At 72.3% G+C, this 11,820-nt stretch carries 10 protein-coding genes; 6 read left to right on the forward strand and 4 right to left on the reverse strand.

Going from position 1 to position 11,820, the window contains the following annotated elements:
- Positions 1–42 precede the first annotated feature (42 nt).
- Genes AB0E91_RS12500 through AB0E91_RS12510 form a run of 3 tightly spaced genes read left to right on the forward strand, consistent with a single transcriptional unit; the run spans position 43 to position 4,098 of the window.
- Positions 43–2,226: an MMPL family transporter gene (locus AB0E91_RS12500; RefSeq protein ID WP_361779274.1), complete on the forward strand. Its 2,184-nt coding sequence runs from the start codon at positions 43–45 to the stop codon at positions 2,224–2,226.
- Positions 2,227–2,231: 5 nt separating this feature from the next.
- On the forward strand, positions 2,232–3,422 hold the full coding sequence (locus tag AB0E91_RS12505) for a sensor histidine kinase (protein WP_361779277.1): 1,191 nt from the start codon (positions 2,232–2,234) through the stop codon (positions 3,420–3,422).
- Positions 3,423–3,459: 37 nt separating this feature from the next.
- Entirely contained in the window at positions 3,460–4,098 is a 639-nt protein-coding gene (locus AB0E91_RS12510; RefSeq protein WP_361779280.1) for a response regulator transcription factor, read from the forward strand.
- Between the two features lie 208 nt (positions 4,099–4,306).
- On the opposite strand, the gene AB0E91_RS12515 is transcribed toward AB0E91_RS12510, so the two are convergent.
- Positions 4,307–4,969 (reverse strand): DsbA family protein, encoded by a 663-nt coding sequence (locus AB0E91_RS12515; protein WP_361779283.1) that lies wholly within the window; start codon positions 4,967–4,969, stop codon positions 4,307–4,309.
- 138 nt (positions 4,970–5,107) lie between these two features.
- On the opposite strand from AB0E91_RS12515, the gene pepN reads away from it, so the two are divergent.
- Both pepN and AB0E91_RS12525 read left to right on the forward strand, forming a co-directional pair.
- The gene (pepN, locus tag AB0E91_RS12520) at positions 5,108–7,693 is read left to right on the forward strand and encodes an aminopeptidase N (RefSeq protein ID WP_361779286.1); all 2,586 of its coding nucleotides are present in this window, start codon (positions 5,108–5,110) and stop codon (positions 7,691–7,693) included.
- A 232-nt stretch (positions 7,694–7,925) separates the two neighbouring features.
- Positions 7,926–8,963, forward strand: coding sequence for a hypothetical protein (locus AB0E91_RS12525; RefSeq protein ID WP_361779289.1), 1,038 nt, complete (start codon positions 7,926–7,928; stop codon positions 8,961–8,963).
- Between the two features lie 207 nt (positions 8,964–9,170).
- Here the strand turns inward: AB0E91_RS12525 and AB0E91_RS12530 are convergent, their stop codons facing one another.
- From AB0E91_RS12530 to AB0E91_RS12540, 3 genes are read right to left on the reverse strand one after another with little or no spacing between them, the layout of a single operon-like run.
- A complete protein-coding gene (locus AB0E91_RS12530; protein WP_361779291.1) occupies positions 9,171–9,650 on the reverse strand; it encodes an NUDIX hydrolase in 480 nt (159 codons plus the stop codon).
- A 9-nt stretch (positions 9,651–9,659) separates the two neighbouring features.
- Complete coding sequence (locus AB0E91_RS12535; RefSeq protein ID WP_361779294.1) at positions 9,660–10,568, reverse strand: pyridoxamine 5'-phosphate oxidase family protein; 909 nt, start codon at positions 10,566–10,568, stop codon at positions 9,660–9,662.
- 2 nt (positions 10,569–10,570) lie between these two features.
- The gene (locus AB0E91_RS12540; RefSeq protein ID WP_361779297.1) at positions 10,571–11,020 is read right to left on the reverse strand and encodes a VOC family protein; all 450 of its coding nucleotides are present in this window, start codon (positions 11,018–11,020) and stop codon (positions 10,571–10,573) included.
- Positions 11,021–11,156: 136 nt separating this feature from the next.
- Here AB0E91_RS12540 and AB0E91_RS12545 point away from each other — a divergent pair, with 136 nt between their 5' ends.
- Positions 11,157–11,699 carry a CGNR zinc finger domain-containing protein gene (locus AB0E91_RS12545; RefSeq protein ID WP_361779300.1) on the forward strand — a complete coding sequence of 181 codons (543 nt, stop codon included), beginning with the start codon at positions 11,157–11,159 and terminating at the stop codon, positions 11,697–11,699.
- Positions 11,700–11,820 lie beyond the last annotated feature (121 nt).

The following is an 11,820-nucleotide window of genomic DNA, read 5'->3' on the forward strand; positions in this document are numbered from 1 at the left end:
ACCCGTGCCGCCGAAATGCCCCGCGCGGCAAGGATCTCGGGCATGAGAAACCTGACTGTACGCATGGCACGCGTCAGTGCGCGCCACCCCTGGCGGGCGCTCGTCGGCTGGCTTCTGTTCGTGGCGCTGTGCCTCGGCGCGGGCGGTGCCGTCGGTACACACAGCGCCACTACCGCCGACTACCGGGTCGGCGAGGCCGGCCGGGCCGAGGCCATGGCTGTCGGAGGTCACCTGGAGCGGCCGGCGGCCGAGCAGGTCCTGATCTCCGCCCGTTCGGGTGCGCTGGACGGGTCGGACGCCCCCTCGGCCGCCCGGGATCTCACCGCCCGGATGAAGCGGCTGCCCGAGGTCGCGGGAGTGGCGGCACCCGTCCGCTCGAAGGACGGGAACGTCCTCATGGTCGAGGTGTCGCTCAAGGGCGAGGAGCGGCTGGCGAAGGACAAGGTCGGCGCGCTCGTCGCACAGACCGCGGCGGTCCGGAAGGCGTATCCCACGCTGCTTCTCCAGGAGACCGGCAGCCCTTCCATCAGCGAGGGCGTCGACCGGCAGCGGGGCGACGACCTCGCCCTCTCCGAGAAGCTGACCCTGCCCGTCACCCTGCTCACGCTGCTGGTGGCCTTCGGTTCTCTCACCATGGCCGCGGTGCCGCTGCTGCTCGCGCTGTCGTCGATCGCGGCCGCCGTCGGCCTGTCCATGCTCGCCTCCCACCTCAGCCCCGACGCCGGGGTCGGCACCAACGTCATCCTGATGATCGGCCTCGCCGTGGGCGTCGACTACACCCTCTTCCACCTCAAACGGGAACGTGAGGAACGCGCGCGCGGCGGCGGCCGGCTGAGCACCGAGGCACTGGTGGAGCTGGCCGCGGCCACCTCCGGCCGGGCCGTGGTGGTCTCCGGGCTCGCCGTCGTCGCCTCCACCGCCACCCTGTACCTGGCCTCGGACGTCATCTTCTCGTCGCTCGCCACCGGCACGATCGTGGTCGTCCTGGTCGCGGTCGCCAGCTCGCTGACCGCGTTGCCCGCCCTGCTGACCCTCCTCGGCAGGCGGGCCGAACGCCGGGCCCGCAGGCGCGCCTCGCGCGGAAAGGCACCCCGACGGGTCCGCGGCACGGACGGCGGCCGGTTCTGGTCGACCCTGCTGCGGCCCGCCGCCCGGCACCCGCTCACCACCCTGTGCTGCTCGCTGCTCGCGCTGGCCGCCTTGGTCCTCCCGCTCAGCGGTCTGAAAATCACCGAGATGAGCCGGGACACGCATTCCCGGGAGATCCCCGCGATGCGGGTGTACGACCGGCTCAACGCGGAGTTCCCCGACCGACGGGTCACCCACCAGGTCGTCGTACGGGCGGGCGCCGCGCAGGCCGACGAGGTGGCCGCGCAGGTGCGCGCGCTGGCCCGGAAGGCCGACGCCGACCCGTTGTTCGCGGCCGGCTCCCGTGTCCGGGTCTCCGCCGACCGCCGTGTCACCAGCCTGGAGCTGCGCGTGCCCCACCTCGGCAACTCCCCGCAGGCGTACGACTCGCTGGAGCACCTGCGCGACGACTACCTGCCCGCCACCGTCGGCCGGATCGGCGGCGCGGAGTACGGCGTGACCGGCGACGTCGCCCGCTACACCGACTATCCGGCCCATCAGAACGGCAAACTGCCCCTGGTGCTCGGCGCGTTGCTGCTGGTGACGTTCCTGATGACGCTGTACGCGTTCCGCTCGGTCGTCCTCGGTCTCATCGGTGTCGTGCTGAACCTGTTGTCGGCGGCGGCAGCGCTCGGGCTGCTCGTCCTGGTCTTCCAGCACACCTGGGCCGAGGGCCTGCTCGGCTTCCACTCGACGGGTTCGATCGGCTCCCGGGTGCCGCTGTTCCTGTTCGTGATCCTGTTCGGCCTGTCGATGGACTACCAGGTGTTCGTGGTCAGCCGGATCCGCGAGGCCGTGCTCGCTGGCGTTTCGACACGGCAGGCCGTGCTGGACGGGATCCGGCGCTCGGCCGGCGTGGTGACCAGCGCGGCCGTGGTGATGACGACGGTCTTCGCCAGTTTCGTGTTCCTCCACATCATCGAGATGAAGCAGATCGGGTTCGTGCTCGCGGCGGCCGTCCTCATCGACGCCTTCGTGGTCCGCGTCCTCGTCCTGCCGTCGGCGTTGCTGCTGCTCGGCGAGCGGACCTGGTGGCCGGTGCGCCCCGCGCGGGCCGTCGAATCCGCCCCCGCTCCCGCCCTGGCCGACGTACCTTGATCGCCATGACGACGCTCGCCGGCACGTCCACGGATGCCTTCTGGGCCACCTCGCTGCGTCGGTGGAACACCGTGTGCTGGGCGCTGTTCGCCTGGATGGCCGTCGGGATCGCCGCCCTGGGCGACGGGCCCGCCCGGTACACGGCGCTCGCGATGCTCGCCGGTGTGGCCCTGGCCTTCGCGGTGCTGCACCGCTTCCCGGACAACCCCGTCCTGCGCCCGCACGGCTACCTCGTCGTGCTGGTGCTGGCGCTCGGCGGGCTGGCGTACCTGGGAACCAGTTACGCGGCACTGTTCATGGTGACGCTGCCGCACTACTGGATGTTCGGGCGGACCCCGCGGATCTCCCTGGGCTTCCTCGGCCTGGCCACCGTGACCACGCTGACCGGGAGTTGGGTGCAGCAGGGCTGGTCCGCGGAGTTCTTCGGCAAGACCGCGGTGGGCACGCTGATCGTCGTCGCGGTGGGGGTACTGATCGGGCTGTGGGCGCGGGCGGTGGTCGAGCAGAGCACCGAACGCGCCCGGCTCATCGCCGAGTTGGAACGTACCCAGAGCGAACTGTCCGAGGCGCACCAGCGTCAGGGTGCGGCGGACGAGCGGGAGCGGATGGCACGGGAGATCCACGACACCCTCGCCCAGGGCTTCGCGTCCATCGTGGTCCTCGCGGAGGCGGCCCGGGCGGGGCTGGGGAGTGATCCGGGGCGCAGCGCACGGCAGTTGCGTTCGATCGAGTCGACGGCCCGGGAGAACCTCGCCGAGGCGCGGGAGCTGGTCGGCTCGGGCGGGCAGGCTGGCGGGGCCGCGTCCGGTTCGGTGACCCTGACGCTGTGCCGCGTCCTGGACCGGTTCGCGGAGGACACCGGTCTCGCCGTGGAGGCGGAGCTGACCGAGATGGACTGCGACCAGCAGACCCGGATCGCGCTGCTGCGCTGCACCCAGGAGTCCCTGGCCAACGTGCGCAAGCACGCCGGTGCCTCCACGGTCGGGGTGGTGCTGGCCCGCCGGCCGGACGGGGTGGAGCTGGAGATCACCGACGACGGCCGGGGGTTCGTGGTGGAGGAGTCCGCCGGTTTCGGGCTCGACGGCATGCGCAAGCGGCTGGCGGAGCTGGGCGGGAGGCTCACGGTGACCAGCTCGGTGGGCGACGGGACACGGATTCTGGCGGTGCTGCCGTCGGGCGGGAGGCAGCGGCCATGAGCGCGGTGAGGCCGCCGGCCGGCGGGGAGGAGAGGCCATGAGCGGTGCGGGACTGCGGGTCGTCGTGGTCGACGACCACGCCGTGATGCGGGCGGGGGTGGTGGCGCTGCTGGACGGCGAACCCGGCATCGAGATCGTCGGCGAGGCCGGGGACGGCCGGGCCGCGCTGGACCTGGTCGCCCGGCACGGTCCTGACGTGGCCCTGGTGGACCTGCGCATGCCGGTCCTCGACGGGGTCGCCACGACCGCGGCGATCGTCGCCCGGCATCCCCGCACCCGGGTGCTGATCCTGACGACGTACGACACCGACACCGACATCGAGCGCGGGGTGGAGGCCGGGGCCATCGGCTATCTGCTCAAGGACACCACCCGCGAACAGCTCGCCGACGCGATCCGCTCGGCGGCGCGCGGCGAGACGGTGCTCGCGCCACGGGTGGCGGAGAAGCTGGTGGCCCGGATGCGGCGGCCCGTCCACGATCCGCTGACCACCCGGGAGACCGACGTCCTGCGCGCGGTGGCCGACGGCCTCACCAACGCGGAGATCGGCCGGCGCCTGGTCATCTCGGAGGCCACCGTGAAGACCCATCTGCTGCGCCTGTTCGCGAAGCTCGACGTGAACGACCGCACGCGGGCCGTGGTGGTGGCCATGGAGCGGGGGCTGCTGCGGCGGCCGTAGCGGCTCGCCGCCGGGACGCGGGGCGGCGGAAGCGGTACATCCGCGGCCGTGCACGGGGAGGACCCCGGGGCGGCGGCCGTGCGGCCGGCCCGTCCGAGGAGGCGCTCATGGCATGGGGTGCCGCCGCTGCCGGCGCAAACCGAACCGGCAGGACGGCGGCTTCTCCCCTCCCGGGGATGTCCGGGGACGCCGGGCCGGAGCCCGCTGCTCAGAGGTTGCTGAAGTCGGGCCCCTGCGTCCGGGTCCGCTTCAGCTCGTAGAAGCCGGGGACCGAGGCGACCGCGAGGGTGCCGTCCCAGAGGCGGGCCGCCTGCTCGCCCTTGGGGGCCGGGGTGACGACCGGGCCGAAGAAGGCGATCTGCTCGCCGTCGGGACCGGGGACCGCGATGACCGGGGTGCCGACCTCCTGGCCGACCTTCTCGATGCCCTCCTTGTGGGAGGCGCGCAGCTCGGCGTCGAACTCGAAGTCGGTCTGGTCGAAGTAGTCGATGAGGTCGGCGGGCAGGCCCGCCTCGGCGAGCGCGCCCTCGACGGCCTCGCGGGTCGGGCCCTCGCCGTCGTTGTGGATACGGGTGCCGAGCGCGGTGTACAGCGGGCCGAGGACGTCCGCGCCGTACTTCTGCCAGGCCGCGGTGACCACCCGGACCGGCTGCCACGCCTTGGTGGCGAGCATGTCCCGGTACTCCTCGGGCAGCTCGTCGATGCGGTCCTCGTTGAGGACGGCGAGGCTCATGATGTGCCAGCGGACCTCGATGTCGCGGACCTTCTCCACCTCCAGCACCCAGCGGGAGGTCATCCAGGCCCAGGGGCACAGCGGGTCGAACCAGAAGTCCACCGGGGTCTTGCCCGACGTGGTCGCGGTCTCGGACATGTCTCTCCTAGCGAAACGGTCTTTACCGGCGGCAACATCGCCTCCGGCCCCGCAATTCCCCGATGCCGCCGGTCAGGACCGCATGGCAGGATCGTGCCGTTCAGAGCCTGAATCTCGCGACCACAAGGGAGTGCCGCCGTGCCCGGTGAGAATCTGTCCCGCGACGAGGCCCGGGAGCGGGCCGCGCTGCTGTCCGTCGACGGGTACGACGTGTCGCTCGACCTGCGTTCCGCCGTCGGTGACGCCGACGACGCCGCCGCTGCGCGCACGTTCCGCTCGGTGACGACGATCCGCTTCGGCTGCGCCGAGCCGGGCGCCTCCACCTTCGCGGACCTGATCGCGCCGTCGGTGAACTCCGTGACGCTCAACGGCCGTGACCTGGACCCGGCCGAGGTCTTCGACGGCTCCCGGGTACTCCTCACGGACCTGGCCGCCGAGAACGAGCTGACCGTGGACGCGCAGTGCGCCTACTCCCGCACCGGCGAGGGCATGCACCGCTTCGTCGACCCCGAGGACGGCGAGGTCTACCTCTACACGCAGTACGAACCGGCCGACGCGCGGCGGGTGTTCGCCAACTTCGAGCAGCCGGACCTCAAGGCGCCCTACCGCTTCGAGGTGCAGGCCCCCGAGGGCTGGCGGGTGTGGAGCAACGGCGCCGGTGAACTCGCGGACGGAGTCTGGAAGTTCGCGGAGACCAAGCCCATCTCGACGTACATCACCTGCGTGGTGGCGGGCCCGTACCATTACGTCACGGACTCCTACGAGCGCGTCCTCGATGACGGGTCCAAGCTGGAGATCCCGCTCGGCGCGATGTGCCGCAAGGGTCTGGCGCCGTACTTCGACGCCGACGACGTCTTCCTGATCACCAAGCAGGGCCTGGACTTCTTCCACGAGAACTTCGACTACCCGTACCCCTTCGGGAAGTACGACCAGGCGTTCGTGCCGGAGTACAACCTCGGGGCGATGGAGAACCCGGGTCTGGTGACCTTCCGCGAGGAGTACATCTTCCGCGGCAAGGTGACGCAGACGTCGTACGAGGCGCGGGCCAACGTCATCCTGCACGAGATGGCGCACATGTGGTTCGGCGACCTGGTCACCATGGTGTGGTGGGACGACCTGTGGCTGAAGGAGTCCTTCGCGGACTTCATGGGCACCTTCGCGAACGTGGGCGCGACCCGGTTCAAGGACGCCTGGACGACCTTCGCCAACCGCCGCAAGGCGTGGGCCTACCGCGCCGACCAGCTGCCCTCCACGCATCCGATCACGGCCGACATTCGCGACCTCCAGGACGCCAAGCTCAACTTCGACGGCATCACCTACGCCAAGGGCGCCTCGGTGCTCAAGCAGCTGGTGGCGTATGTCGGACAGGACGCCTTCCTGGAGGGCGCCCGCCGCTACTTCAAGCGCAACGCGTACGGCAACACCCGTCTGGGCGACCTGCTTTCGGTGCTCGCGGAGACCAGCGGGCGGGACATGACGGCGTGGGCCGCGTCGTGGCTCCAGACGGCCGGGGTCAACTCCCTGACCCCGCAGGTGCTGTTGGACGACGAGGGCCGGGTGGCGGAACTGGCCGTGGTGCAGGAGGCCCCCGAGTCGCATCCCGAACTGCGGCCGCACCGGGTGCGGGTGGGGCTGTACCGGCGCGACACGGAAGGCTCGCTGGAGCGTTACGCGAGCGTCGAGACCGACGTCGAGGGTCCGCGCACCGTCGTCGCCGAACTGGCCGGTGCCGAGGCCCCCGAGCTGGTACTCGTCAACGACGACGACCTCACCTACTGCAAGATCCGCTTCGACGAGACCTCCCTCGCGACCCTGCGCGAGCACCTGGGCGCGCTGTCCGACCCCCTCGCCCGCGCGCTCGCCTGGTCCGCGCTGTGGAACCTGACCCGGGACGCGCTGCTGCCCGCGCGGGACTTCCTGGAGCTGGTGCTGCGCTTCGCGGGCCGCGAGTCCGACATCGGCGTGCTCCAGATGCTGCACGCCTGGGCGGGCACGGCCCTGGAGCGGTACGCGGCGCCCGAGTGGCGGGAGACCGGCGCCGACCTGCTGGCGCGGGGTGCCCTGGAGGAGCTGCGGGCGGCGGAGCCGGGCAGCGAACACCAGCTGGCCTGGGCCCGGTTCTTCGCCTCGGCCGCCGCCGCGCCCGCCGATCTCGCGCTGCTGAAGGCACTCCTTGACGGCACCGAGACCGTCGAGGGGCTGAGCGTGGACCAGGAGCTGCGCTGGGCGTTCCTGGAGCCGCTGGCCGCGCACGGGGTGGCCGACGAGGAGCTGCTCGTGGCCGAGCTGTCCCGCGACGACACCGCCTCCGGCAAGCGGCACCAGGTGCGGTGCCTGGCGGCCCGTCCCTCGGCGGCGGTCAAGGCGCAGGCGTGGGCGCAGGTAGTGGAGTCCGACCGGCTGTCGAACGCGCTGGTCGGGGCGACGATCGCGGGCTTCTCCCAGCCCTCGCAGCGCCGGCTGACCGCGCCGTACGCGGAGAAGTACTTCGCAGCGATCGACCGGATCTGGCGCGAGCGGTCCATCCAGATCGGCATGGACATCGTGAGCGGGCTCTTCCCGGCCTACCAGGACCGTCAGGAGACGCTGGACGCGACGGACGCGTGGCTCGCGGAGCACGCGGAAGCGGCTCCGGCACTGCGCCGCCTGGTGCTGGAGGCGCGGGACGACCTGGCCCGCGCGCTGCGCGCCCAGGCGTGCGACGCGAAGGCCGACGGACGCTGATCTTCAGCCCGGCCTTCAGCCCGACCTTTGGCCTGAACTTGGCCGCTCGGTGACCGTTACCGAATCCGGGCACGCCCACCCGTAACCCCTGGTCCTCCCCCGAACGGACCAGGGGTTTTCGGTGCCTACTCGGCATCCGAACACCCGTCCTTTAGTACCGTGTTGTCCGCATTCCTCGACGAGCGTGTAACAGGGGTTACAGGCGGGACGGGGGTCGGGCATTCCGTTGTGCATGACGCACAACACCCCGCTCTCCCCCCGCCCCCTCCGCCATCTCTCCGAGGTGCACCGTCGTGTGCTGTCGGCGGCCCAACTGCGTTCGCACGGCGTGACGACGGCCGAGCTGAACGAGCGCTGCCGGGTCGGGGGCCCGTGGCGGCTGCTGCTGCCGAACGTCGTCCTGCTCCACTCCGGCAGCCCCACCAGCGAGGAGCGGCTGCACGGCGCCCTGCTGTACGCCTCGCGGGAGTCGACCCCGGGCGTTCCGGCCCAGCCGAGGGCGGGCGACCCGCACCGCTCGCCCTACGCGGAGGCGATGATCACCGGCCTGGCCGCACTCGCCCTGTACGGCTTCGCGGCGGCCCCGCCGCTCGCCTCGGCGGACCGGGTGGACGTCCTGGTCCCGAGGCTGCGCCGGCTGCGCTCGGCCGGGTACGTCCGGGTGCGGCGCACGGCGGAGCTGCCCGTCGCGCACGCGGTCTCCGGGGTGCCGGTGGCGCCGGTGCGGCGCGCGCTGGCCGACGCGGTGGCCCGGCTGACGGACGCGGACACCGTACGACTGCTGCTGACCGAGGCGGTGCGCGAAGGACACTGTGAACCGGCCGCGCTGGTGCGGGAGTTGAACCAGGCGCGGCTGCTGTCGCGGTCGCACGTGGTGGACGCGGTGGAGTCGCTCGTGGCCGAGGGCAGGGCGGCCGCCGAGGACCGGCTGTACCGGCTGGTGGGCGAGCACCGTCTGCCCGACCCGGTGTGGAACGTGGACCTGCGGCTGCCCGGCGGCCCCTACCTGGGCGGCGTGGACGCCTACTGGCCCGAGCAGGCGGTCGCGATGGAGCTGGACACCAGGGCCCCGCACCGGGACGAGGGCGAGCGATGGGCGGAGTACGCGCGCAAGCGGGAGCACCTGGAGCGGCTCGGGATCACGGTCGTCCATGTCACCCCGCGCAGGCTGCGGGAGTCGGCGGAGCAGCAGGCGGCGGTGCTCCGTACCGCCCTGATGGCGGCGGGCGACCGCGATCCGGCGGCGTACGTCGTGGTGCTCCCCCGCTAGGGCCTGTCTTTCGGATCAGCCCGAGTCGCGGGGGCTGGCACGCACATCTGCGGCGTTGTCGTCACTCGCCGACGCTCCGCGTCGACTCCCTCCTCCGCCTTGCAGCTGCACGCACCAGCCCCCGCTCGGGTCGGCCGAAAAGCTCGCTCGGCTGGAGCGGCCTGATCCGAAAGACAGGCCCTAGTGGCTCGGCGGTCCCGCGTCCTCTCAGTTCTCCCGGGCCTCCCGGAGCGGCTCTGCCTCCAGGTGCCCCGCCGGCGGCCGCTCGCGCCACAGTCGCAGGGCCGTGTCGACGAGGGGGATCCGGGTCAGGGCGGGTACGGCGGTGAGGTCGTGCCAGGCGGCCAGATCGGTGGAGCCGTTCACCTCGTTGCGGAGTTCGCCGCCGGTGATGTGCCCGGCGTAGACGAGCCGCAGCCCGTGGTGGTCGGTCGCGCGGCCGAGGAGTCGGTCCGGCAGGGTCAGCCGGAGGGAGTCCACGCCGAGGAGGCCGGTGACCTCGATGCGATAGCCGGTCTCCTCGGTGACCTCGCGGCGCACGGTGTCGTACGGGTCCTCGCCGAACTCCATGCCGCCGCCGGGCAGCACCCACTCGGGGGTGCCGTCGGGGGCGGGCGAGCGGGCGAGCAGGAGCTGTCCGTCCCGGACGCACACGGCGTAGGCCGCCACCCTCAACTTCCGTCGCATACAGGGACGTTAGCGCGGCGACTCCGGGTTGGCCGGGGAATACTCCGGCGCGCTCCAGCGCAGCGGCACGGCCGCCGGGGTGGCGATCGCCCCGGTGACGGTGAAGCGGACGGTGCGCTCGCCGTCCGCGCCGAACTCGGTGTGCGCCTCGCCGGTGAGCTGGAGCGTGGTGCCGGCCGCCCAGTCGAGGAAGAGCAGTCCGGCGCGCGGGTCGGCACGGAGGTTGCCGAGGGTGAGGAACATGGCGTTGCCCGGGTAGTCCCGCCAGCTCAGCTCGCGGGGTGAATCCACCCGCACGAAGCCCGGGTTGCCGCCCCGGTGGCTCGCGTCGGCCCCGCCGGGGTGAACGGTGGCGAGGAAGAAGGTGTCGGCGGAGGTCACGAACTCGACGGCGGCCTGGTCAAGTTGATCGTGCTGTACGGGAACTCCGCGTTCGCGCCCCTCGACCCGTTCGTACGTCTCCCTGCGCTGGATGTACTTGGGGCAGTTGGAGAACACCTGGTCCGCCGTCACCGCGAACCCCCGTGCCGTGGGCCGGAGTCGGCCGTTCAGGCGCATCCGACGGCGGGTGCGCGGGTCGAGGGCGATGGTGCCGATCGGGGTGCCGGGGGTGGCCAGGGCCGTCGTGAGCGGGTCGACCGGGGGCAGGTCCGGGCCGACGGACAGCTGCCGGGGGCCGGTGGCGCGGGCGAAGCCGGGCTCGCCGGAGAGCGCGGAGGCCCACACCCGTCCGGTACCGGGATCGGCGGCGCCCACGATCAGCAGGGGCTGGAGGCCGAGGAAGGCGGCGGCGACCGGCCTGATGTCCTGGCCGAGGGAGCGGCCGACGTGGTCGGCGCGCTCGCGTTCGCCCGCCCGTTCCTGCACGGCGAGCGAGCCCGCGTGGTACACGCCGTAGGTGCCGCTGTGGGTGCTCATGGCTAGAAGAAACCGCAGGCCGGAGCGGAGTCGTCCGGTGCGGGGGCGTCCTCGGCGCCCTTCTCGGCGTAGATCTCCAGGCGGGTGCCGTCGGGGTCGTGGAAGAAGATCCCGCCCGAGGCGGAGCCCTCCCGGTGGGCCACCACCGACGCATGGGCGAACTCGGCCCCGGCCGCCCTGAGCGCCGCCTCGTACTCCCGGACCCGGTCCATGGACTCCGCCTCGAAGGCGAGGTGGTGCAGTCCGGCGCGGCCGCTGTCGTACGGCCCGGCGGCCTGCTGCCAGAGGGTGAGGACGGGGCCCTCTCCCTCGTGGGTGCCGAGGAACGCGTACCGGCGTCCGCCGCGCTCGCTCTCGGCGAGTGGGACGAGGCCCAGCGTGTCCCGGTAGAAGGCGAGCGAGCGGTCGAGGTCGGTGACGTTCAGGCCGGTGTGGCCCGCGCGCAGAGTCATGGCTGCCCCTTTCGGGCCGGTCGGCGCCGGGGCCGGCCGGCCAAGGATGTCTAACCTTCTTCAACAACGTTAGAAGGTTAGACTCGATCGCGTCAACCGGTCACTTACGCTTGAGCGGTTAGTGAGAGGAGTGCCCATGCCCGCGACGCCCGACCCCCGCCCGCTCATCGGCGAGCCGCTCGCGCTCGACCTGCTCAACACCCGGTGGAACAGCGACGGCGCACCGCAGGACCTGCTCACCGACACGGACGGCCTCGCGGTGTGGCTCGCGTCGAACGGCCTCGCGGAGGCGTACCCGGCCGACGGGCGCACGCTGCGGCAGCTGCGGGAGGCGCGGGAGGCGCTGGCCGTCGCGGTGGACGGGCCGCCGGAGCGGGGCGCGCCGCTGGTGGACGCCGTGCTCGGGCACGGGCGGGTACGGGTCCGGCTGACCGCCGAAGGGCCGGGCGAGGAACCGGAGTTCACGGACCCGTCCTGGGGACCGGCGTGGCTCGCCGCCCGGAACTATCTGCACCTGATCACCCGGGCCCCCGACCGCATTCACGTCTGCGCACACGAGAGCTGCGTCCTGCGCTTCTTCGACACCTCCCGCAACGGCACCCGGCGCTGGTGTTCCATGGCCGCGTGCGGCAACCGCGCGAAGGCGTCCCGGCATTACGCCCGCACCAAGGAGAACTGAGCGGCGAAGAAAGGGAGTCGGTCGCATTCCGCGGGTAACCCGGCCCTTATCGCGCCACCCCATCGCGGGTTTTCCCCATACATCGATATCGATTCGGTCAACGGACCCCAAAAATCGGTCT

Origin of the sequence: Streptomyces sp. NPDC026659 (assembly GCF_040638245.1) — a bacterium.
GTDB lineage: Bacteria > Actinomycetota > Actinomycetes > Streptomycetales > Streptomycetaceae > Streptomyces.

Coding starts and splice junctions, on each gene's coding strand:
- AB0E91_RS12500 (WP_361779274.1), top strand. CDS start 43: ATGAGAAACCTGACTGTACGCATGGCACGCGTCAGTGCGCGCCACCCC.
- AB0E91_RS12505 (WP_361779277.1), top strand. CDS start 2,232: ATGACGACGCTCGCCGGCACGTCCACGGATGCCTTCTGGGCCACCTCG.
- AB0E91_RS12510 (WP_361779280.1), top strand. CDS start 3,460: ATGAGCGGTGCGGGACTGCGGGTCGTCGTGGTCGACGACCACGCCGTG.
- AB0E91_RS12515 (WP_361779283.1), bottom strand. CDS start 4,969: ATGTCCGAGACCGCGACCACGTCGGGCAAGACCCCGGTGGACTTCTGG.
- AB0E91_RS12525 (WP_361779289.1), top strand. CDS start 7,926: ATGACGCACAACACCCCGCTCTCCCCCCGCCCCCTCCGCCATCTCTCC.
- AB0E91_RS12530 (WP_361779291.1), bottom strand. CDS start 9,650: ATGCGACGGAAGTTGAGGGTGGCGGCCTACGCCGTGTGCGTCCGGGAC.
- AB0E91_RS12535 (WP_361779294.1), bottom strand. CDS start 10,568: ATGAGCACCCACAGCGGCACCTACGGCGTGTACCACGCGGGCTCGCTC.
- AB0E91_RS12540 (WP_361779297.1), bottom strand. CDS start 11,020: ATGACTCTGCGCGCGGGCCACACCGGCCTGAACGTCACCGACCTCGAC.
- AB0E91_RS12545 (WP_361779300.1), top strand. CDS start 11,157: ATGCCCGCGACGCCCGACCCCCGCCCGCTCATCGGCGAGCCGCTCGCG.